Genomic DNA, 24195 nt, shown 5'->3' on the forward strand with positions numbered 1-24195 from the left:
ATGCTATGTTAATTTTAGAAAATAAAAATAGACTAATATATGTTAGTCTATTTTTATTTTCTAAATTTTAGCTTTAGAATTAGGAAATAGCCCTAGATTTAGGAGTGTAAGAGCATTTAAATATAATTAAAGCTAAAATTTAATTATCTATAACTTAGAAGTTAATTCTCTTATAACCTCATCAACAGAATATAATTTATCTACTTTGTAGGCATTCTCACCACAAAATAGCAGTCCATTATCAACATCTCCCTTTACTGCATTTATAAGAGCTTCTGATATACAATAAGGAGTGGTTTTAGGATTACAAGGAATTAAACAATTATAGCATTTAGTTATTTTAGGTGACGATATAGAAGTATGTTCTATAAATTTATTGTGTATAGCACGACCAGGCATTCCAACTGGACTTACAACTAAATTAATATTATCTTTAGTAGAATTTATATACGTTTGTTTAAATTCATAAGAAGCATCACACTCATAAGTTGCAACAAATTTTGTACCTACTTGTACACCACTAGCACCTAGATTTATATATTTTAAAACATCATCAGCACTAAATATACCACCAGCAGCTACCACTGGTATTTCTTTATTATATTTATTACTATAAGTTTTAACAACTTCTAATATATCTACAAATTCTTTATCATAATCAATGTTATCTATATTTTCTAGTTCACTTTTTTTGTAACCTAAATGACCGCCAGCTTTTGGTCCTTCAACTACTATTAAATCAGCTGTAGTTTTATCTTTTTTGTCCCACATTTTAAGGATAACACTGCAAGCTTTAGCAGTTGAAACTATTGGTGCAATTTTTACTTTAGATCCTTTAATTAAAGAAGGTAATTTAATAGGAAGACCAGCACCAGATATTATAAGGTCAACACCAGATGAAATAGCTTCCTTTACATGTTCTTCGTAGTAGTTCATAGCTACCATTAGATTAACACCGATTATTCCTTTATTAGAATTTTCTTTAGCTTTTATTATATGACTTCTAAGGGCCGATAAGTTAGCTCTTAGAGGGTTATACTCAAAATCTTTTTCATCATAGCCAATTTGTACGCCAGATATAACTCCTATACCACCAGCACGACTTACAGCCGCCGCAAGGGAAGATCTAGATACTCCTATTCCCATACCACCTTGTATTATAGGAACTTTAGCTATTAAATCTCCAATTTTTAATGCTTTAATAAAAAACGCCTCCTTAATATAAAAAAATTATATCAAATATTAATACCAGGTACTAATAATATTATATAATAAATTGTAAGAAAATAACAAGTAAATTTTTAGAAAAATAAAGATATTGTATGATGATATAGTATAAAAAATTTAAAAGGTTACAATATTTAAACTATAAATAAATAATAAAAAAGTACTATAATGTATACATAGTAAAAAATAGGAAAAACTAATGAACATACATGAAATTTCAAAATAAATTCATAAATACTTCATATATTAAAGATATAATATAAGCAAAGGAGTGATAGATATGGGTATAATACTTATAACAGCAGTAATAGTTTGTGTTATGTATGGATTAACATTCTTATCATGTTTAAGCGAGAATCACATACTAGATGATATAAACCAATAGACGACATAAAATAAAATATTAAATAGATATAGAATAAACATAAAAAAGAAGTTTGCTATAAAATAGCAAACTTCTTTTTTATAAAAGACAAATTAAGTATAAATTAGATATAATAGTGGATAACTAGATAACAAAAATTAAAAAATATATAATACAAAATAAAAAGGGAGACTTAATATGAAAACAATAGGTATAGTTACAGATGGATTATCCACATTAGAAGTCTTTTTAAACAACAATATAAAGATGATATTCAAAGACAAATTAAAAATAAACAATTATTTTTTTAATAATCTACAAAAAGGTCAAAAAATCGATGATGATATAATTCTTGTCATGCTTAGAGATAGGTCTATAAAACTAAAAAATTATATAGATGATAGCAAGAAAATAATAATAATAAATAGAAGTGTAAAGCAAAAAGATATATACAGACTGTTTTCATTACCTAAAAACATAGATGTGTTAGTTGTAAACGATAACAAGGAAACAATACTTGAAACTATATCCATGCTATACCACATAGGTATAAATCACCTAAATTTAATTCCATATGATAAAGAAAAAGAATACAAGGATATTAAAGTTTGTGTAACTCCTGGTGAAACACACTTAGTTCCTGATTATATAGAAGAAGTAATTGATATAGGGCATAGATTTATAGACATATCTACATTTCTACAAATAATAACAAAACTAAAAATCGATGACAAAGAAGTAACACAAAGACTAATAAAATACTCTGAAGAAGTTATTAGTATACATTCAGGAATAAACCATACCTATAAAAACCTTACAGTAGAAAATGATGAGCTAAAATCTATTATAAAGTTATCTAAAAATGGTATGATATTACTTTCAAATGAAGGTATTATAAAAGTCCTTAATGAAAGTGTGAAAAATATTTTAGATATAAAAGAAGATATAATAGGTAAAAACATTAAAAATTTAGATGATAAAGAATTAAAAGATATATTAAATAAAGATAAGACAAAAGATGATAATGTTATTAAATATAAAGATAAGTATATAACAATAAACAAGCACACAATAAATAGCTTTGGTAAAAATATAGGGTCATATTTTTGTATACAAGAGGTAACTTATATAAAAAAATTAGAACAAAATTTAAGTAAAGTTCTTAAAGATAAAGGTCAAGTAGCTAGATATACTTTTGATGATATTAAAACTAATTCTATAAATATGGAAAATACAAAAAAGTTAGCCAGAAAAATATCTAAATCAGATTATACAGTTTTAATAACTGGTGAAAGTGGAACTGGAAAAGAGTTGTTAGCTCAGTCTATACATAATGAGTCAAATAGAAGTAAACAACCTTTTATAGCTATAAACTGTGCTGCTATGCCTGAAAATTTATTAGAAAGTGAGTTATTTGGATACGAAGAAGGAGCATTTACTGGTGCATTAAAAGGTGGTAAAAAAGGGTTATTTGAACAAGCTCATAATGGAACTATATTTTTAGATGAAATAGGGGATATGCCTATGTATCTTCAAACAAAGTTACTTAGAGTTCTTCAAGAAAATCAAATTATGCCAGTTGGAGGACAAAATGTAATAGATATTGATGTTAGAGTAATAGCAGCAACAAATAGAGATTTACTTAAAATGATAAAAGAAGAAAAGTTTAGAGCAGACTTATACTACAGAATAAATGTATTACCCATACATATACCTCCACTTAGAGAGAGAAAAGAAGATATAGATATGATGCTTAAACATTTTATAAAAAGAAAAATTAAGGTAAGTGAAGATGTAAAAATTATAATAAATGATTATGATTGGCCAGGTAATATAAGAGAGTTAAGAAATGCAGCTATGTATATAGATACTATGGCATCAAAAGATGAAGTTACTACAAATGATTTGCCTCATAATCTAACTAATATAAAAAGGGATTATAAAAAAGATATAGATTATATAAAAAATAAAATATCTTTAGAAAAGACCGTAAAGGTAATGAGGTGTATCAAAAATCATAATGACTTAAATAAATCATTAGGAAGAAATGCTATACTTAAAGAACTTATAAAGGAGGATATACTAATAAGTGAAGGTGAAATTAGACATATATTAGAAGTATTAAAAGGAAGAAATATTGTAGTATCAAAAAGTGGTAGGAAAGGAAGCGAATTAAGTCAAAAGGGAATAGAAGTGCTTAAGTTATTAAAATAGGTAGTTAAATAGGCGTATTTAACTGCCTATTTAACCTATAAATACATTTTAACATTATATAGTATTTAATAAAAAAAGTAAAAGTTTTCCTAAAATAAATATTGAAAAAATTTTTATGATTATTACTATTTTCCTATTGAAAATATTAATGAAACTAGACTAAATTAACTTATAAAATGAGTGTATACCTTTATTAGAAAGGCATTTGAAAATGTACAAAATTAAAAAATATATTAAGTTAATAGACTTAAAAATTATACGAAATATCTAAATATAAAAAATAAAATATAAATTTGGCATAGTGTTTGCTTAAAGTAATTGATGTACAAAAGATTAGAGTTATAATCTAAAAATAATAGAAGAATTGGAGTGCATTAATTTATGACAAACAAAAAGCCTATAGTAGGTATATCAGGTAGCCTTATAATAGATGAAGGAGGAATGTTTCCAGGATACGAAAGAGCATATGTAAATAATGACTATGTTCAATCAGTTGCTATGTGTGGGGGTGTACCTTACATAGTTCCAATGGTTTATAATGATGAAATAATAAAAGAACAAGTAAAAAATATAGATGCTCTTATTTTATCTGGAGGGCATGATGTAAATCCTTTAAATTGGGGAGAAGAACCACATCAAAAATTAGGTGGAATATTACCTAAAAGAGATGCTTATGATTTTAAATTATTAAAATATGCCTTAGAAATGAAGAAGCCAATTTTAGGTATATGTAGAGGAGAACAAGTTATAAATGTATGTGAAGGAGGTAGCTTATATCAAGACTTATCTCTAATAGATGGATGTTATATAAAGCATAATCAAGGTCATTTATCAAATGTAGCTACACATACAGCTATAATAAGAGAAGGTACGAAGTTACATAATATATTAGGAGAAAGTGAGATACATGTTAATAGTTTTCACCATTTAGCTGTAAATGAGTTAGCTAATGGATATATAGTTTGTGCAGAATCTAAAGATGGAGTAATTGAAGCTATAGAAAAAGAAGGAGAAGAATTTGTATTAGGAATTCAATGGCATCCAGAAATGATGACAAAGGATTATCCTATCATGCAAAAGCTATTTAAGGCATTAATAACAGAAGCAACTAAATAATTATAAATATATATTTTGGTGGAGGAAGACTATGGAAAGTAGTAAAAAATTAGGTTTTTGGAGTATAGTACTTCTAGGCATTAACTCAATCATAGGTTCAGGTATATTTGGATTGCCAGGAGAGGCATATAAAATGATAGGGCCTGCAAGTATTGTTGTACTAGTATTTTGTACAGTACTTGCCGTATCTATAGCGCTTTGTTTTGCTGAGGCAGGAAGTTGGTTTGATGAAAATGGTGGACCATATCTTTATGCTAAGGAAGCGTTTGGAGAATTTATAGGTTTTGAAGTTGGATTTATGAAGTGGGCTATAGGTATGATAGCTTGGGCAGCTATGGCAAACTTTTTTGCAATAACGATTTCTACTGTTTGGCCTCAAGCAGCAGATCCATTTACTAAAAATGTTATAATAGGTGTAGTGTTAATAGGTCTTGGAATAGTAAACATAATGGGTGTACAAGCATCAAAAGTTTTAAATGATATAATAACTATAGGTAAACTTGTTCCATTAATATTCTTTATAGTTGTAGGAATTTTCTTTGTAAAAGGTGGTAACTTTAAACCGTTTGTAATTGTACCATCTGGTGAAGCTACAACAACAGCATTTGTTGCAGCTGCAATATCATTATTTTATGCATTTACAGGATTTGAATCTTTGGCAGTTGCAGCAAAGGATATGGAAAATCCTAGGGAAAACGTTCCAAAAGCTTTGATTACAGTGATGGCAATAGTATCAATTGTATATGTGTTTGTTTTAGCTATAAGTGTTGGTGTATTAGGTCCTAAGTTAAGTGGAGCAGCAACACCTGTGGCAGATGCAGCTAAGTCAATGGTAGGTAATATTGGAACTTATATAATAACAATAGGAACAGTAATATCTGTTGGTGGTATAAATATAGCAGCATCTTTCTTAACACCAAGATCAGGGGTTGCATTAGCTGAACAAGGATTAGTTCCAAAGTGCATAGCTAAAAATAACAAAAAAGGTGCTCCATATATAGCAATAATAATAACAGTTGTTGGAACTCTTTTAATAGCTTGGTCAGGTTCATTTAAATTTTTATTACAAATAAGTGTTATATCTAGATTTATACAATATATACCAACATGTATAGCAGTATTAGTATTTAGAAAGAAATATAAAGATAAGCAAGTAAGATTTAGAATACCAGGTGGAGCATTTGTACCAATATTTGCAGTATTAATTAGTTTATGGCTATTAATAGAAGCAGGAATTAGTGACCCTATGAAGATAGTATGGGGACTAGGTGGATTACTAATAGCTGTACCATTCTATTTCTATATGACTAAAGTGTATAAAGTTAAAAATGTTGAATAATAAATAGTATCTAGAATTAATATTTTAGAAATATAAAAATAAGCTATCTATTTGATTTGATAGCTTATTTTTATTATGAATACAAAAAAAGAACACTTTAGAGAATTACTAAAGTGTTCTTTTTATAAACTATTTATTAGCTTGTCTAGATTTGTTGTATTTTAATCTATCATGCTCATTTAAGAATTTCTTTCTAAGTCTTATAGCATCTGGAGTTATTTCAACTAACTCATCATCTTCTATGAATTCTAAAGCTTCTTCTAATGTAAATGTTCTAGCAGCTTGTAACTTAACTGCTTCATCAGTACCAGAAGCACGAACGTTAGTTAATTTCTTATTTTTACAAGGGTTAACAGTCATGTCTTCTTTTCTAGAGTTCATACCTATTATCATACCTTCGTAAACTTCAACAGCAGGGTCAACAAACATTTGAGCTCTTTCACTTAATGAATTAAGAGCATAAGCCATAGTAGTACCAGCTGTTTGAGCTATTAAAACTCCATTAGTTCTTCCAGGTATTTCACCTTTGTGTTCTTCGTATCTTTCAAATGATCTAACTAAAGAACCTTCTCCACGAGTATCATTTATGAATTCACTTCTGTATCCAAGTAATCCTCTAGTAGGAGCGATGAATGTTATTTTAACATAGTCACCTTCTATTTCCATAGCTTCCATCATTGCTTTTCTTAAGTTTAATTTATTTATTACAGTTCCTGAATAAACCTCTGGACAGTTAACTATAACTCTTTCCATTGGTTCCATTAACTTACCATTTTCATCTTTTGTAAATAAAACTTCTGGCTTAGAAACACCTATTTCGTATCCTTCACGTCTCATGTTTTCTAAAAGTATAGATAAGTGAAGTTCTCCACGTCCTGATACTCTGTATCCATCAGTTGTGTCTAATGGCTCAACTTTAAGACCAACATTAACTTCTAATTCTTTATCTAATCTATCTTTTAAGTGTCTTGTTGTTACGAATTTACCACTCTTTCCGCAGAATGGAGAATCATTAACTAAGAAGTTCATAGATAAAGTAGGTTCTTCTATGTGTATCATTTCCATTGGAATTGGATTGTCACTATCACATATAGTTTCACCTATAGATATATCACTTATACCAGCTATAACAACTATATCTCCAGCATAAGCTTCTTGCTTTTCAACTTGATTTAATCCTTCATAAACTGTAAGCTTAGCTATTCTACCTTTAGCTACTGAACCATCAGCTTTGCATATAGAAACTTGAGAACCATTTTTTATAGTTCCTTTGTAAACTCTACCGATTCCAAGTCTACCTACATAGTCATCATAAGCAAGTGCAGATATTTGTAATTGAAGAGGTTCTTCGCTATAATCAGGGTATGCTTCAACATGTTCAACAACAGTTTCAAATAATGGAGCTAAGTTAGTGCTTTCATCGTCCATTTCTTTCTTAGCTATACCTTGTTTAGCTATACCGTATATTATTGGGAATTCACATTGCTCATCAGTTGCATTTAAGTCAACGAATAAGTCAAATACTTCATCAACAACTTCTTCAGCTCTTTGATCTTGCTTGTCTATCTTGTTTATGAAAAGTATTGGTCTAAGTCCAGCTTCTAAAGATTTTTGTAAAACGAATCTTGTTTGAGGCATTGGTCCTTCACTAGCATCAACTAGTAATATAACTGTATCAACAGTCTTTATAACACGTTCAACTTCTGAAGAGAAGTCACTATGTCCTGGTGTATCTACTATATTTATCTTGTAGTCCTTATAGTTTATAGAACAGTTTTTAGAATATATTGTTATACCTCTTTCTGCTTCAAGGTCATTACTATCCATTACACAGTCTTTAACTACTTCATTATCTCTAAATGTTCCAGATTGATGTAAGAAAGCATCAACTAAAGTTGACTTACCGGCATCAACGTGGGCTATAACCGCTATATTTATTATTTTGTTTTTTGACATTGAATATGCTCCTTTCGCATTAAAATAACTTATTTAGTATAGCACAGTATAACTGTGTATACAAGATACTAAAACTTAAAATAAAAGTATAACAATGAATATATTTTATGTAAAAAAAAATAATTTAAAGTTAATTTTACATATAAAAAATAAAAGTTAGTTTTTTTGTCTACGGGAAAATGTTTTTGGTAAAGGGGAGATATGTATTAAAATTTTTAAATAAGATTTAGATTAGATTTTTAAATTAAATGAAAATAAAATTAAAGATGAAAAAATTAAAAAATATAATAAAAAATATTAATTAAATGAAAAAATCCTACCTATTTATATAGGTAGGATTTTAATGTCTAAAAAATGTCTAAAAATTATTATAATATAAATTGAAAAAACTTATTTAATATTAAATTATTTTTTGAATATTCCAAATGGCTTACCAACAGGTAAAAATTCTCTTCCAAAATGAGCATTCAGTACTGAAGCAGCAGAACCATAGAATGAGAATACTGCTATAAGCATTTCTGAGTATGCAGCAAATGTATGAGTTGCTTCTGACATTATACCGAATGAACTTAAAGTAAGCCCTATAAATAAGCAGTCTATAAGTACAAATATTATAAATAATACTTTATGTGTCTCCATTGCACCTATAGTCATATATAAAGTAAATATTAGGTAACCTAAGTATGCAAAACCTAATTGCTTAACATCTATAGTAGAAGCTAAAGCTTGTCCAAATACTCCATTTTGAATTAACCATACTAATCCAACTGAGTACCAGAAAAATGCATATCCACCAAATGCAGTAGCTCCAAATGTATTGTTATGTTTAAAATCGTTTATACTTGCCATTAATTGGGCAGATGCTCCTAAAAATATTGCCCATGGTATAACAAAAGATACACCAGAAGTTAATCCTAACTTTTGAGATGATGCAACTAATGTTATCATTGCTAATCCAAAAAGCCCTAATGCTGAAGGATCAGCAGTTACAACTTTAACTTTAGTTTCGTTCATGATTGCCTCCAAAAAAATTTATTTATAATTTATATAAGTTCATCTTTGTATACAATATACTTTATTCATAACAAAGACTAAACTATAATAACATCTTTATTGACAAAAATGCAAGAGAAAATTCAAAAAAATTCAAATTGAATAAAATTTATAAAAATATACGAATGTTTACTGTATATTTTTATAGGGTAATAATAATTTAAAATAATTAATTAAAGAAGGAGAATGAAAATGGTTAGAGTATGTCCATATTGTTCAAACGTTGATGTTAATAAATTAAAAGAAATAGCTGGAGAAGAAAATGTAAGTACAGGATGTATAGGTGCTTGTAGAATGTATTCAAAAGAAGCTGTAGCTAAGATTGATGGAAATCTTGTTATAAAGCAAACAGAAAAAGAGCTATTTGATATGATAAAAAAATAAAAAATACTTCTATAAAAAATACCATGATTTTATCATGGTATTTTTTATAGAAGTATTTCATTAATATTATATAATATTAGTTACGATAATATGAAAGTTTTTATAAATGCAGATATTGAAGGAACTTGTGGGGTGGTAGATAGAGAGGAAGTTGATATAAGTATAAACTCATGTATATAAAGATAGATTTATTTGAGAATATATTCTTTGTGAAGTACCCAATTATTATCTACCCATTTATATATCGAGATATTATCAAAACTGCAATAGAAATCACAAGGTATATTATTTACATAATCCCACAGTTCATTAAACTTACTTCTTATTTTTTTAGAACTTATTGTAACATGAAATATTTTATTCTTACCATCGTGGCTATCAAATTTTATGTAGTTTATAGAAGAAAGTTCATCTATAAGTTTATCATGAACAAATTTAGCTTCATTACTCATAAAAACTTTCATATATATAACTCGATCATCAAAATGATCAAATCCATGTATTTCATAAGGTGTAGCATTATTAGAATTAGAAAATATATTTAATATTTTTTCTAATTGCGAAATATCATCACTTTCAAAAGGGGATTTTATAGTAAAGTGAGCAGGAAGTTTAGAAGATTTCACACCAAACTTATCAAAGACATCTTTCCTTAAAGTGTTGTTAAATTTGCCTGCATCTTTTTTTAAAACACTAACTATTACGTATCTCAAATGTTTACCTCCAAGTATATTTATACTAATTTTTAACAAATATTTCATAAAGAATTCATATAAATATTATAAAATGAAATATAACATATATTTATATATTAAGTTAAAAGGTTACAGTATTTATACCAATTATAGTATAGACACATGCTATATATAAATATACAATATATTATAAGGTTATGATTATCAATGTATAATCACAATAATAAAAGGATGGGATGAAAAATGAGCTTTTTTAAAAGACTAAAAAATATAGTGGATGCAAAGGCTAACAAAGCGTTAGATAAGCATGAAAATCCAATTGAGATGTTAGAACTATCTATAACTAAAAAAGAAAAGTTATTACAAGATGCTAAAAAACAATGTGCAAACTTTATAGCATCGGTAGATGGAATAAGAAACGAGAAAAAAGATATACAAGAAAAAATAGATAAATATGAAGAAGCCACTAAAGTTGCTATACAAAAGGAAGATAATGACAAAGCTCAAAACTTTGTAAAACAAAAATTAGAGCTTCAAGGAAAATTAACTCAAACAGAAGCTAGGATAAAAGAACAAGATGAGAAAATACAACTTGTAAAAAATAAAATATCAGACTTAGAAATAGAAATATCTAAAATGAAATCTAAAAAACAAGAATTAGCTACAAGACTTGATGTTGCTGAAATAAATAATGATATAAATGAGACATTAGCTGGTTTAAATGATGATCATGGTATAAACTTAGATGAACTAGAAAAGAAAGTTGCTCAAAAGGAAAGTTATGGTAAAGCATTAGAAGATTTAAAACCTAAAGACGAAGATGAACTTTTAGATGAATATATAAGTAGTTCTCCATCAGTTGATGATGAAGTAGCTAAAGAATTAGAAAGAATAAAAGAACAAATGAAAAAATAAGTAGGTTAAATTAGTCTATTTAAATATTTGTAAATGAATGCTTCGTTTAAATACCAAATCATAAAAGTTGGTTATATAGACGAAGCAAATTTTTTTTTATTAGTTAATGTAAGGGGTGCAAGGTTATGGCAAATGAAATAATACAAAGCGAAAAAGACAAATATAAAAAGATTTACTCAGATATAATGTTTTCTTATGATGATTTAAGACAAATGTTAGATGAAAATGAACTAAACAAAAGAACATTTATAAATAAAGTTGAAACATTAAAAGATTATATGGACTTTTTAGATAGATTAGAAAGTGAAAGTAAAAAAGATAAAGGCTTTTTTAAAAAATTATTTAACAAAAGTGAGGATGTAGAGTCAAAAATTAATAATTATTTAACTATAGACAAAAAAAGAGATATAGATAAACTTCAAAAGTGTAGTAAATGTAAGTGTATAAATTGTGTATCAAATTGCATGGTCAATTCTTGTTTAAATTGCAGAGAAGAAGAATATGTATATGGATGTGATAAAAAAACTGATGCATTTACTAAAACAAAAGAAACGGTGACTTTATACGATGGTAACAAAGAAATAATATTTAATGTAGCAGGATACTTAATAGAAAAAAGTGATAATAATATATTTAGATATGTATATTTAATTGATTCAAAAGATTATGATAATCAACACTTATTAAGATACTCTAAGTTTAAAGGGGAAGAAAGTTATGATTCTGTAATAATTGATGATAGTCAAGATGAACTTATAAGACTTAATAATAAATTTATAGAACTAGGGCTTACAGTATAGTGAAGAAGAATAAGTTAAAATTATTTCCCCTATTATTAGTAGCTTTATTTACGTTTTTAGTTACATTTAATTCACTATCAATGATAAAATCAGAGGCCTATGGGAAAGATTTAGGTGAAGTGGCCTACTCAAGAACTAGAAGTTCTTTTCATTCAAGTAGTTCTAGCAAAAGTTATTCTAAGCCCAAGACCATAAAGCCAAGTTCTGGGAGTTTTTCTAGTAAACCAAGTAGTAACTTAAAAAGCAGTAAAAGTAGCAAATCACAAAGTACTATAAAGCCAGATTCAGGAGGATTTACAACTAAGCCAAGTGATAATAGTAATATAGACAGTAAAACAAACAATAAATCAAATAGTACTATAAAACCAGATTCAGGAAGTTTTTCTACAAAGCCTAAAAATGAAAGTAATGAAAATAATTCTAATACCAATAAGAAATATTATGACTATGATGAGCCTAAATCAAGTAGACCTATATTTGGAGGAGGATATTATAGCGGAGGATTTAATCCTTTTGGAAGAATGTTTTATAGTTTTTCAATGAGTTCTTGGATAGTAAAGTTAGTAGTTATATTGACTATAATAGTAGTGTTATATATAGCAATAGATTTTATAAGAAATAGAAGAGACAGAGATTAATATTATCAAAGAAAAAATAACCTATGGTAGATAAGAAATCTATACATGGGTTATTTTTTTAAAGATAAGTAATTATATTAAGTATAAAGGTATTGATAAAAAATAGGTTATAAAATATAAAATGGACATTTTAAATAGCAGAGGAAATCGTTGAGACATTGAGTAAGTATATTTTTTATTTGCTAAGTATTAGCACTTAAAATTTTATAGATTTGCAAAAAAATGTTTTGACATACCTACAGGGGGTATAGAAGGAATATAATTAAAAATAAAGGAGCTAAATGACATGGATAATATAATTAAAAAAACGTATGAAGTCACAGGAATGACTTGTGCAGCATGTGCCAAAGCTGTTGAAAGAGCCGTCAAAAAGCTAGATGGAGTACAAAGTCAGAGTATAAACATGGTGACAGAAAAGTTAGAAATAGTATACGATGAAAGTAAGGTCGGTTTTGAAGATTTAAAAAAAGCTATACAAAAAGCAGGATATGATATATTAGAAGATACAACATACAAAAAAGTTGATTTGAAAATCGGCGGAATGACATGCGCAGCATGTGCCAAAGCTGTTGAAAGAGCTACTAAGAAATTAGATGGAGTAGAAAGTTCAAGTGTGAATATAGCTACAGAAATAGCATCAATAAGTTATGATCCAAGTAAGATTAAATTACCTAAGTTAGAAGAAGCCATTAAAAAGTCAGGATATGAAGTATTAGAGAATAATAAAGATAAAAATCAAATAGATGAAGATAAATTAAGAAAAGAAAAAGAAATGAAAACTTTATTTACTAAGTTTATAATAGCTGTAGGATTTTCTATACCACTATTTTATATAGCAATGGGGCCTATGATAACAAAACCTTTTGGTCCATTACCAGTACCAAGCATAATAAATCCTAACACAAACCCTTTAAATTATGCACTAATTCAAATGTTACTTGTTATACCTGTAATGGGAGCTGGGTACAAATTCTATGTAAATGGATTTAAAGCATTACTAACAAAAAGTCCTAATATGGATTCTTTAGTTGCAATAGGTACATCAGCTGCATTTTTATATAGTGTATACACAACATTTAAAATAGCAACTTATAGTGGGCAAATGTCTCATGGACATCATCAGTTATATTATGAAAGTGCGGGAATAATAATTGCCTTAATATTACTTGGGAAATATTTAGAATCAAGATCAAAAGGAAAAACTAGTGAAGCAATAAAAAAACTTATGGGACTTCAACCAAAAACAGCACTTATATTAAAAGGTGATAAAGAAATAGAAGTACCAATAGATGAAGTTGAAGTTGGAGATATAATAATAGTAAAACCAGGTAGCAAAATACCAGTAGATGGTGTTGTGGTAGATGGTACTACATCAGTAGATGAATCAATGCTTACAGGAGAAAGTATACCTGTTGAAAAAAATATTGGAGATAAGGTAACTGGAGCTAGTATAAATAAACATGGAAGTATAAAATTTAAAGCAGAAAAAGTAGGTAGTGATACAGCCTTATCTCAAATTATAAAATTAGTGGAAGATGCACAGGGTAAAAAAGCACCAATTGCAAAACTTGCAGATACTGTATCAGGATATTTTGTGCCAGTTGTTATAGGAATAGCTATAGTATCAGCAATATCGTGGGCTTTATTTGGAAATAAAGATTTAGAGTTTGTATTAACAATATTTATATCTGTATTAGTTATAGCTTGTCCATGTGCATTAGGACTTGCAACACCAACAGCTATAATGGTTGGTACAGGAAAAGGGGCAGAAAATGGAATACTTATAAAAGGTGGAGAAGCCTTAGAACTTGCACATAAAGTAGATACTGTAATATTTGATAAAACGGGAACTATAACTGAAGGTAAGCCAAAAGTTACAGATGTTATAGTAAGTGATGATGTAGATGAAAAATATATAATACAAATAGCAGCAAGTGCAGAAAAAACATCAGAACATCCATTAGGGGAGGCTATAGTCAAATATGGTGAAGAAATAGGAATTAAATTTATAGAAGTCAAAAACTTTAAAGCTATACCAGGACATGGTATAGAAGTAAAGATAGATAATAAAAACATATTACTTGGTAATAAAAGATTAATGGAAAGTAGAGATATAAGTCTAGAATCTCTACATAAAAAATCTGATAAGTTAGCACAAGAAGGAAAAACACCTATGTATATAGCTATAGAAAATAATATAGCTGGAATAATAGCAGTAGCTGATACTGTTAAAGAAAATAGTAAAAAAGCAGTAGAAAAACTACATGAAATGGGAATAAAAGTAGCTATGGTAACAGGAGATAATAAAAAGACTGCTGATGCTATAGCTAGAGAAGTTGGAATAGATATAGTGGTATCAGAAGTATTACCTCAAGATAAATCAAATGTAGTTAAAAATCTTCAAAATGAAGGTAAGTTTGTAGCCATGGTTGGAGATGGTATAAATGATGCACCGGCACTAGCACAAGCTAACGTAGGTATAGCTATAGGAAATGGAACAGATGTGGCTATGGAATCTGCAGATATTGTTTTAATGAAAAGTGATTTAATGGATGTATGTAATGCAATAAAATTAAGTAATGAGACAATTAAGAATATAAAACAAAACTTATTCTGGGCATTTGGATATAATACAATAGGAATACCAATAGCAGCAGGATTACTTTATATATTTGGTGGACCACTATTAAATCCAATGTTTGCAGCAGCTGCTATGAGTTTAAGTTCAGTATCAGTAGTAAGTAATGCACTTAGACTAAAAAATTTTAAAACATATAAATAATAAAAAGAGTTACTTTGAGTAACTCTTTTTAGTTTGTAGATTAACTTTAAAGAGTTAAATAGTATAAAATATATAAGTAAAGAAATAATATTATTAATTAAAACAATATTAAAGGAGTAGACAAAATGGCAAAGTTCAACGGTGTAGTAAAGTGGTTTAATAGTGTAAAAGGATATGGATTTATAACTTGTGATACTGGTGAAGACGTATTTGTTCACTTTACAAATATAAAAGAAGAAAATGATGAAAAGAATTTGCATGAAGGTGAAGAAGTTAGCTTTGATATGGTAGAGGCTCCAAAAGGAATGTCAGCTATAAATGTACACAAACTATAAAAATAAGGAACTATCAATTGATAGTTCCTTATTTTTAATTACGGTAAAAATTATATACTTCATAAAAAATTCATATAGTTATAAATTAATTATGATAAAATTAAATATAAATAAAGATCAAATGGAGTTGATAAAATGAGTGAATCTATATTAGTTATCGAAGATGATTCAGATATACAAGAACTTATAGTTGAGTTTTTAGGTTCTAAGGGATATAAAATAGACTCAGCTAATGATGGAGTAGAAGGTATAAAAAAGTTTAAGGAAAAAGAGTATGACTTAATAATACTTGACATTATGATGCCAAACTTAGATGGACATTCAGTATGTAAAATGATTAGAAAAAACTCAAATGTACCTATAATATTTTTAACAGCATTAACTGAAGAATCAGACCAGATAAAAGGGTTTGATTTAGAGTGTGATGATTATATAACAAAGCCTTTTTCATTTAAGTTACTTATAAAAAGAGTAGAAGCAGTGCTTAGAAGGACATCACAAACTAGTAGCGACTCTTTAATCTTTGAAGATTTAAAGCTAGATTTAAATACGTATACAGCGCAAATAAAAGAAGATACTATAGAACTTACTTTAAAGGAGTTTAATATACTTAAAACTTTAATAGAAAAATATCCACAAGTAGTAACTAGAGAAAGTTTATTAGATAGTATATGGGGATATGACTATTATGGAGATACAAGAATAGTTGATGCACATATAAAAAATATAAGAAAAAAAATAGTACTACCATATATAAAAACAGTAAAAGGTATAGGATATACTCTTGAAAAAGATATTTAGTAAGTGGGAAAAATTAAATATAAAGTATAAACTATTTACAATAACAACAGGGTTATTACTAGCATTAGCTATAATAATATACCTAATCTTATATTTTTTATTACCAACATATTATTATGAGTATAAAATAGGGAATTTCGAAAAAAGTGTAGCAAGTCTTAAGAAAGAATCAGTATTTTATACAACAGATGAATTAAAAGAGAAGCTACATCAACTAGAAGCGAGTCAAAATCTATCTGTTCTTTTAACTAATCAAAGTGGAAGAAGAATTTATGGTAGAACAGAATTATTAATACTTAATCATAGTAAATATGTAATAAATAATAGTAGAGAATACCCTAAGAATATTACTATATATACTAAAGATTCAATACTCCCATATAATTTAAGTATAGTAATGCCGCTTCAACCTATAGATGAAGCTACTGAGGTTATAAGAAATCTTATGCCATATATTATAGGGGTAGCTATATTAATAGCTATAATAGGTGCATACATATATACAAAAGTAATAACAAAACCTTTAATAGATATAATAGAAACTGAAAGAGAAGCCGAAAATAAAAGAAAAGAATTTATAGCTACTATATCTCATGAACTAAAAACGCCAATAACGATAATAAGTGGACAGCTAGAAGGTATGATTTATAATATAGGGAAATATAAAGATAGAGATTTATATTTAGAAAAATCATATGATACTACACAAGAGTTAAAAGAACTGGTAAATGAGATGATAGAAGTATCAAAATGTGAAATACTAGAAACTGATTTAAGTTTAGATACTGTTAATTTAAGCAATATGGTTGAAAATATAATAAAAAGACAAGCATTTTTAATAGAAGATAAAAATTTAAATACAGTAATAGATATAGAAAAAGATTTGTATATAAAATGTGATGAAGATAGAATAAAAAAAGCAATAAGTAATATAATAAACAATGCTATAAAATATTCGCCAAATAAAGAAACTATAATAGTAAAGCTTTATACTAAAAGTGTAAAGCTTTCCAGAAGAAAAACTGATTCAAAAATATACTTAGAAGTAGAAAATACAGGAATTACTATAGATAAAAAACATCTAAATGAGATATTTAAGCCATTTTTTAGAGTAGAAAAATCAAGATCTAGAAAAACTGGAGGAAGTGGATTAGGGTTGTATTTAGTTAGTAAGATACTTCAAAGTCATGGATTTAAACATAACATAAAAAATAAAGAAAATTCAGTAATATTTACTATAGAGTTTAATTAAACTTTCAAAGTTCATTCACTTAAAACTCATATTAAATTCATATTAAAAAGTTAATATATAAGTATAGAAAGACTAGCTTAAAAACCATAATATAATACCCTATAATAATGGCAACACTCCCTCACATCCTCCTATGGGTTGCCATTATTTATATCCCCTATATTTTATATAGGGGATATTTTTTATTTTAAGCAAAATATATAATTCATAAAATAATAAATTAGGTTTTGTGTTAAAAAAGAAAGTAATAATTTTTAATAAAATGCAAAAAATAAAATAAATAAAGGAGGGTATATATGACTACTATGAAAAATTATATGAATAATATGAAAAATGATATGGAAAAAGGACTTGATGGAGCTAAAGAAAAAGCAGAAGATGTAAAAGAAAATGTATTAGGATTTATGGCTAATATGGGAAACCAAGTAGAAGATGGAATGGAAAGATATAAAGAAAAAAAATTTGCTAAAAATTTAAAAAAACAAATGGAAAAAGAACATAAATAAATACCTAAAAGAGCTAAATTATTTAGCTCTTTTAATATTTAAATAAAATTGTATCATTACATTTTATATTTATTATATATTTAATATTAATATATAGAAATTGTATTGGTTAGATAGTAATATTTAATTAGGATTCATTAAAAATGGAGGAATAACTATGGATAGAGTAAATGAAGTAAGTAAAACTAAAACAAAATATTTAGTGACAGCATCTTTATTTGCCGCATTAGTTTGTTTGACAACAGCATATATATTACATATTCCAGTAGGAGTTAATGGAGGATATGTTCACATAGGAGATTCATTTATATATTTAGCAGCAGCGATACTTCCTACTCCTTACGCAATGATTTGTGCAGCAATAGGAGCTGGAATGGCAGATTTAGTTAGTGGTGCGGCTATATGGGTAATACCAACAATAATAATAAAGCCAATATTAGTATTATTTATAAGTTCAAATAGCGAAAAAATAATAACTAAAAGAAATATAGTGGGTAGCTTTATTGCAGGATTTGTAGGATGGTTTTTATATATGATAGCAGGGGGAATTATATCAGGTACATTTGTAGGTGCATTTGTATTGTCTCTTGTAGGTTTTGTACAACCAATAGGAAGTTTTATAGTATTTTTATTAATAGGAAGTACTTTTGATAAATTAGAAATAAAGAAAAAATTTTAATAAAAAGGAGATAGAGATGAATATATTATACACAATAGATGATAGCCTTTATGTAAACTTGACTAATAAATGTCCATGTAGATGTATATTTTGTATAAGGGATGAGAAAGATGAAATTGAAAAAAGTGGGAATTTATGGCTAGAACATGAACCAAGTATTGACGAAATAAAAGAAGCATTTAAAAATTATAATTTAAGTGATTATAATGAAGTTGTATTTTGTGGGTATGGAGAACCTTTAGTTAGATTAGATGAAGTAATAGAAATTAGTAATTTTATAAAAGAAAAAAGTAATGTAAAAGTTAGGGTTAATACCAATGGTTTAAGTGATTTGATTCATAAAAAGAAAACAGCAATCCTATTAAAGGATAATATAGATTCTATATCAATTAGCTTAAATGCCCCAAATAAAGATGTTTATACAAGAGTTACAAGACCTAAATATGGGGAAGTATCATTTGAATATATGATAAATTTTGCAAAAGAATGTAAAGAATATATAAGTGAAGTAGTTTTTTCCGTTGTAGATGAAATATCACAAGAAGAAATAGAAATGTCAAAAGTATTAGCAAATGAGCTTGGAATAGATTTAAAAGTAAGAAATAAAAACTAAGATACTTAGAGTATATATTAAAAGCTATAAAAACAAATTTGTTTTTATAGCTTTTAATATATATAATAATAAATAAGTATTAAAATATAAATTTAAATTCACTAGGAAATGGTTTCTAAAAAATAAAAATTTACAAAAAAAGTGCAAAATTTGACGAGATTTATGGTAAACTACAACTGAAAAGAAAATTAAATTAACAAAAGAACAGGAGCAAAGAACAATGGGAATATTTGATATCTTCAAAAAGAAAAATAAAAGCAATATTATATTAGCACCTACAAATGGAGAAATATTAGAGTTATCATGTGTACCAGATGAGGTATTTTCTAACAAGATTATGGGAGATGGATTTGCTATAAAGTCAAATGATGGGGTTATAGTATCACCAGTAGATGCAACAGTTGAAATGATATTTGATACTAAACATGCTATGGGGTTAAAAACTGATGATGGTTTAGAGTTACTTATACATTTAGGAATAGATACAGTAAATTTAAAAGGTAAAGGTTTTGAAATATTCACAAATGTTGGAGATAGAGTTAAAGCAGGAGATAAAATAATGAAGATGGATGTTGACTTTATAAAGAATAATGCAACATCGGATATAAGTCCTATAATATTTACTAGTTTAGAAGATGGGCAGTCTGTAAAGGTTGTAACAGGTGCTGTAGAAGCTAAAGAGGAAAATAGAATAGAAATAGTTAAATAACTAACAAATAGGGGGTCTTTAGATATATCTAAAGACTTTTTATATGTAATAAAATTAAATTAAAACAAATAATGACATCAACAGGAGGAAATTATATGCTTAAATTTTTACAGCGTATAGGTAAATCACTTATGTTACCTATAGCAGCGCTGCCAATAGCAGGTATTATGCTAAGAATTGGACAACCGGATGTAATAAAAGCATTACATGTAGTGCCATTCATGTCTCAAATACTTCCATTTTTTGGAGCGGCAGGGTCTGCATTATTTGACAATTTACCATTATTATTTGCACTAGGGGTTGCAGTTGGTTTATCTGATGATCAAAATGGTGCATCAGCTTTAGCAGGTGTTATATCTTATTTAACATTAACTAATGTTACTACTAAATATTGGGGTATGAATTTTGCACCAGAAGTAGCATCAACATTAAATATATCATTTTTAGGTGGTATACTAGCAGGTTTAATAGGTGGATTATCATATAATAAATATAGAAAAGTTCAATTACCAGAGTTTTTAGCATTCTTTGGCGGTAGAAGAGCAGTTCCTATAATGTCTGGATTAATATCAGCTATAGTAGCTATACCTTTAGCTATAGTTTGGCCTAGCATTCAAGCTTTTTTAGGAAATATATCAGCAACTATAGCAGGATTTGGAGCTATGGGAGCAGCATTATATGGATTCTTTAATCGTCTATTAATACCAATGGGACTTCATCATGTATTTAATTCATTCTTTTGGTTCCAATTAGGAAATTTTAATGGGACAACAGGAGATTTAAACAGATTCTTTGCAGGAGATCCTACAGCAGGACACTTTATGGCAGGATTTTTCCCAGTAATGATGTTTGGTTTACCAGCAATAGCATTTGCTATATACTGTGCAGCTAAGAAAGAAAAGAAAAAAGCAGTAGCAGGTATGCTTTTATCTTTAGGGCTTACAGCTTTATTAACAGGTGTTACAGAGCCACTTGAATTTTTATTTATATTTTTATCACCAGCATTATTAGTAGCACATGCAGTACTTACAGCAATATCTATGTTTATTACAGATTCTCTAGGAGTCCTTCATGGGTTTACATTTTCAGCAGGAGCGATAGATTATTTACTAAACTTTAACTTAGCTACTAATCCAATATATATATTATTAGTAGGGCTTGGAATTGGTGCTTTATACTTTGTAGCATTTTACTTTTTAATAGTTAAGCTAGACTTACCAACTCCAGGTAGAGAAGATGATGATGAACTTAGTTCAAATCCAATACAAAATAGTGAAGTAGCAGTAACTAGTGAAGATAAAATATCTAGAAGATATATAGAATATCTAGGTGGAGATGAGAATATAATTAAGGTTGAAAATTGCGCAACTCGTTTAAGATTAGAATTAGTTGATACTAATAAAATGAATGAAAAAGGTTTAAAATCATTAGGAGCAAAAGGTGTTGTCAAATTAAACAAGACTAGCGCTCAGGTTATAGTTGGTACAAAAGTTGAATTCGTAGCTGATGGAATAAATGAAAGTCTTAAAAAATAGAAAATAATAAGGATATCTAAACTTAGATATCCTTATTTTATAATACAGTAAATTTTAAATTCTGTTCATTTTAGAGAATTTAAATAAATGTTGTTCTAAGTGAATACTAAGAAAAAGTGTCAGTAGTATGAGTAAAGTAAATTTTTGTTGTTCAACTTTTACCAAAATATAGCTATAATATAAAATAAATGAAAATAAAAAAATTATCTAAAAATAGGAGGGGGATATATGTTAAATACTAATAAAGAACATGTAGTTAAATGGTCAGTACAAGGTAAAATTCATCATCCAATAGGTGGAAATTATAGAATAAGTCATGATGGAAAACCTATGATACTTCCAGCAACAGGCGGAATATCATATAATGTATCTGTTGGTGATAGTGTTTTTAATTGGGCAGGTGACCATGTAGAACCAGGTGTATCTATAAGAAATGAAAATAGTTCAGAAAATGCAGCATTAATGACATTTGCATGTATTGGAAATGAAGCTAAAATAGTATCAGGGGATGCTAAAGGCAAAAAGGGATATGTAACAGGTATGCATGGAGGTATAGACCATGTGTTAATATATTTCGATGAGGAAACTTTAGAAGATTTAGCAATTGATGATAAAATAATGGTAAAAGCATATGGACAAGGGCTTAAGTTAAATAATTATGAAAATGTACACATAATGAATATAGATCCTAATCTATTTGAAAAATTAAACATAAAAGAAGAAAACGGGAAACTTAAAGTTAATGTTGTGGGAATAGTACCAGCATATTTAATGGGGTCTGGTATAGGTTCTAAAAGTGCTGCTACAGACGGTGATTATGACATAATGACAGCTGATATGGAAGAAATAAAAAGATTAGGACTTGATAAATTAAGATTTGGAGATTTAGTATTGCTTCAAGATTGTGATAACACATATGGTGTAGGATATTTAAAAGGTGCTGTAAGTATAGGAATTGTAGTTCATAGTGATTGTGTGAAATCAGGTCATGGACCAGGGGTGACAGTTATAATGACTTGTAAAGATGACACTATAGAAGGCATTATAGATGAAAATGCTAATATAAAAAATTATATGAAATAAAAAGTAAGGTCTTCTATTTAAATAGAAGACCTTACTTTTTTAAAGTCAAAATAAGTATATCTATAGTTATTAAAAAATAAATATTTTATTTTAATATATGAGAATATGTATACCTAAAAAAGTGAAATCTATTATAAAAACAATTTTAAAGATTTAAAATTTGCAAAAAATGGTATATAATATGAAAAGACTAACTAGGAGGGGCCAAATGAATAAAAGTAAAGTTGTAATAGTAGGAACAGGAATGGTGGGAATGAGCTATGCTTATTCAATGGTAAACCAAGGAACATGTGAAGAATTAGTACTTATAGATTTAGATAAAAAAAGAGCTGAAGGAGAAGCTATAGATTTAAATCATGGACTTAGCTTTGCACCAAGAAAAATGAAGATATATGCAGGGGATTATAGTGATTGTAGTGATGCCTACATAATATGTATAACAGCAGGTGCTATACAAAATGAAGGAGAAACAAGATTAGACTTATTACATAAAAATACAAAAATAATGAAGTCTATAATAGGTGAAATAAAAAAGACTGGTTTTAAAGGAATATTATTAATAGCTACAAATCCTGTTGATATAATGACTTACGTATCATGGAAATTATCAGGTTATGACAAATCTAAAGTCATAGGATCAGGAACGACACTAGATTCAGCTAGACTTAGATATACATTAGGTGAAAGATTAAATGTAAATCCTAAAGATATAAATGCATATGTAATGGGTGAACATGGAGATTCTCAATTTGTAGCTTGGAGTTATGCACTTTGTGGATTACAACCAATATATCAAATAGCATCAAGGAAAGATAAGAATATAGACTTTGATGATTTAGAAAAAATAGAAGATGAAGTTAGAAATATAGCCTATAAAATAATTGATTGTAAAAAATCGACATACTATGGTATAGGAATGGCTTTAACTAAGATAACTAAAGCTATACTTGAAAATGAAAATACAGTACTTACAGTATCATCATATTTAAATGGAGAATATGGCAATGAAGATGTATATATAGCAGTTCCAAGTATAGTAAACAAAGACGGAGTAAGAGAAGTTATACACTTACCACTTGATGCTACAGAAAAAGAAAAATTAAATGACTCTATAAAGATAATGAAAGAAAATATAAAAAAATTAGACTTATAAATATAAATAAATAATTAAAAGCGCTACTTAATTTTAAGTAGCGCTT

The 24195-nt window shown here is 27.6% G+C and carries 23 protein-coding genes; 19 read left to right on the forward strand and 4 right to left on the reverse strand.

Features of this window, described 5'->3' with window-relative positions:
* Nucleotides 1-147 precede the first annotated feature (147 nt).
* Nucleotides 148-1203, reverse strand: a complete 1056-nt coding sequence (locus I4U89_RS02000) for an NAD(P)H-dependent flavin oxidoreductase (RefSeq protein ID WP_195939185.1) — start codon at nt 1201-1203, stop codon at nt 148-150.
* A gap of 586 nt (nt 1204-1789) precedes the next feature.
* On the opposite strand from I4U89_RS02000, the gene I4U89_RS02005 reads away from it, so the two are divergent.
* The 3 genes from I4U89_RS02005 to I4U89_RS02015 all read left to right on the forward strand — a co-directional run bounded on the left by I4U89_RS02005 (nt 1790) and on the right by I4U89_RS02015 (nt 6260).
* The gene (locus I4U89_RS02005; protein WP_195938003.1) at nt 1790-3805 is read left to right on the forward strand and encodes a sigma-54 interaction domain-containing protein; all 2016 of its coding nucleotides are present in this window, start codon (nt 1790-1792) and stop codon (nt 3803-3805) included.
* A gap of 381 nt (nt 3806-4186) precedes the next feature.
* Complete coding sequence (locus I4U89_RS02010) at nt 4187-4921, forward strand: gamma-glutamyl-gamma-aminobutyrate hydrolase family protein (RefSeq protein ID WP_195938004.1); 735 nt, start codon at nt 4187-4189, stop codon at nt 4919-4921.
* A 31-nt stretch (nt 4922-4952) separates the two neighbouring features.
* On the forward strand, nt 4953-6260 hold the full coding sequence (locus I4U89_RS02015) for an APC family permease (RefSeq protein ID WP_195938005.1): 1308 nt from the start codon (nt 4953-4955) through the stop codon (nt 6258-6260).
* Nucleotides 6261-6389: 129 nt separating this feature from the next.
* Here I4U89_RS02015 and typA read toward each other — a convergent pair whose 3' ends face one another.
* Nucleotides 6390-8216: a translational GTPase TypA gene (gene typA / locus I4U89_RS02020; RefSeq protein ID WP_195938006.1), complete on the reverse strand. Its 1827-nt coding sequence runs from the start codon at nt 8214-8216 to the stop codon at nt 6390-6392.
* Between the two features lie 405 nt (nt 8217-8621).
* Nucleotides 8622-9230 (reverse strand): acetate uptake transporter, encoded by a 609-nt coding sequence (locus I4U89_RS02025; RefSeq protein ID WP_195938007.1) that lies wholly within the window; start codon nt 9228-9230, stop codon nt 8622-8624.
* A 231-nt stretch (nt 9231-9461) separates the two neighbouring features.
* Here I4U89_RS02025 and I4U89_RS02030 point away from each other — a divergent pair, with 231 nt between their 5' ends.
* Both I4U89_RS02030 and I4U89_RS02035 read left to right on the forward strand, forming a co-directional pair.
* Complete coding sequence (locus tag I4U89_RS02030) at nt 9462-9653, forward strand: DUF1450 domain-containing protein (protein ID WP_195938008.1); 192 nt, start codon at nt 9462-9464, stop codon at nt 9651-9653.
* Nucleotides 9654-9743: 90 nt separating this feature from the next.
* Nucleotides 9744-9833: a M55 family metallopeptidase gene (locus I4U89_RS02035; protein WP_195938009.1), complete on the forward strand. Its 90-nt coding sequence runs from the start codon at nt 9744-9746 to the stop codon at nt 9831-9833.
* An 8-nt stretch (nt 9834-9841) separates the two neighbouring features.
* Here I4U89_RS02035 and I4U89_RS02040 read toward each other — a convergent pair whose 3' ends face one another.
* Nucleotides 9842-10366 carry a 2'-5' RNA ligase family protein gene (locus tag I4U89_RS02040; RefSeq protein WP_195938010.1) on the reverse strand — a complete coding sequence of 175 codons (525 nt, stop codon included), beginning with the start codon at nt 10364-10366 and terminating at the stop codon, nt 9842-9844.
* A 225-nt stretch (nt 10367-10591) separates the two neighbouring features.
* On the opposite strand from I4U89_RS02040, the gene I4U89_RS02045 reads away from it, so the two are divergent.
* From I4U89_RS02045 to I4U89_RS02110, 14 genes are all read left to right on the forward strand, one after another.
* Nucleotides 10592-11263, forward strand: a complete 672-nt coding sequence (locus I4U89_RS02045; RefSeq protein ID WP_195938011.1) for a PspA/IM30 family protein — start codon at nt 10592-10594, stop codon at nt 11261-11263.
* 125 nt (nt 11264-11388) lie between these two features.
* Nucleotides 11389-12063: a hypothetical protein gene (locus I4U89_RS02050; protein ID WP_195938012.1), complete on the forward strand. Its 675-nt coding sequence runs from the start codon at nt 11389-11391 to the stop codon at nt 12061-12063.
* The gene (locus I4U89_RS02055) at nt 12063-12701 is read left to right on the forward strand and encodes a hypothetical protein (protein ID WP_195938013.1); all 639 of its coding nucleotides are present in this window, start codon (nt 12063-12065) and stop codon (nt 12699-12701) included. The genes I4U89_RS02050 and I4U89_RS02055 overlap by 1 nt, the downstream gene beginning before the upstream one ends.
* Before the next feature lie 286 nt (nt 12702-12987).
* On the forward strand, nt 12988-15483 hold the full coding sequence (locus I4U89_RS02060) for a heavy metal translocating P-type ATPase (RefSeq protein ID WP_195938014.1): 2496 nt from the start codon (nt 12988-12990) through the stop codon (nt 15481-15483).
* Between the two features lie 125 nt (nt 15484-15608).
* The gene (locus I4U89_RS02065; RefSeq protein WP_092926654.1) at nt 15609-15818 is read left to right on the forward strand and encodes a cold-shock protein; all 210 of its coding nucleotides are present in this window, start codon (nt 15609-15611) and stop codon (nt 15816-15818) included.
* Between the two features lie 135 nt (nt 15819-15953).
* Nucleotides 15954-16619: a response regulator transcription factor gene (locus tag I4U89_RS02070; protein ID WP_195938015.1), complete on the forward strand. Its 666-nt coding sequence runs from the start codon at nt 15954-15956 to the stop codon at nt 16617-16619.
* Nucleotides 16603-17871, forward strand: coding sequence for a sensor histidine kinase (locus tag I4U89_RS02075; RefSeq protein WP_195938016.1), 1269 nt, complete (start codon nt 16603-16605; stop codon nt 17869-17871). Before I4U89_RS02070 ends, I4U89_RS02075 begins: the two co-directional genes overlap by 17 nt.
* 296 nt (nt 17872-18167) lie before the next feature.
* Nucleotides 18168-18377, forward strand: a complete 210-nt coding sequence (locus I4U89_RS02080; protein WP_195938017.1) for a hypothetical protein — start codon at nt 18168-18170, stop codon at nt 18375-18377.
* A 157-nt stretch (nt 18378-18534) separates the two neighbouring features.
* Nucleotides 18535-19056 (forward strand): TIGR04002 family protein, encoded by a 522-nt coding sequence (locus tag I4U89_RS02085; RefSeq protein WP_195938018.1) that lies wholly within the window; start codon nt 18535-18537, stop codon nt 19054-19056.
* A gap of 16 nt (nt 19057-19072) precedes the next feature.
* Nucleotides 19073-19669 (forward strand): TIGR04100 family radical SAM protein, encoded by a 597-nt coding sequence (locus tag I4U89_RS02090; protein ID WP_195938019.1) that lies wholly within the window; start codon nt 19073-19075, stop codon nt 19667-19669.
* Between the two features lie 220 nt (nt 19670-19889).
* Entirely contained in the window at nt 19890-20378 is a 489-nt protein-coding gene (locus tag I4U89_RS02095) for a PTS sugar transporter subunit IIA (protein ID WP_195938020.1), read from the forward strand.
* Between the two features lie 95 nt (nt 20379-20473).
* Nucleotides 20474-21913 carry an N-acetylglucosamine-specific PTS transporter subunit IIBC gene (gene nagE / locus I4U89_RS02100; RefSeq protein WP_195938021.1) on the forward strand — a complete coding sequence of 480 codons (1440 nt, stop codon included), beginning with the start codon at nt 20474-20476 and terminating at the stop codon, nt 21911-21913.
* A gap of 228 nt (nt 21914-22141) precedes the next feature.
* Nucleotides 22142-22996 carry a DUF4438 domain-containing protein gene (locus I4U89_RS02105; protein ID WP_195938022.1) on the forward strand — a complete coding sequence of 285 codons (855 nt, stop codon included), beginning with the start codon at nt 22142-22144 and terminating at the stop codon, nt 22994-22996.
* Between the two features lie 208 nt (nt 22997-23204).
* Entirely contained in the window at nt 23205-24149 is a 945-nt protein-coding gene (locus I4U89_RS02110; RefSeq protein ID WP_092926636.1) for an L-lactate dehydrogenase, read from the forward strand.
* Nucleotides 24150-24195: the final 46 nt, after the last annotated feature.

Source organism: Romboutsia sp. 1001713B170131_170501_G6, assembly GCF_015668195.1.
In the GTDB taxonomy this organism is placed as follows: Bacteria; Bacillota; Clostridia; order Peptostreptococcales; family Peptostreptococcaceae; genus Romboutsia_C.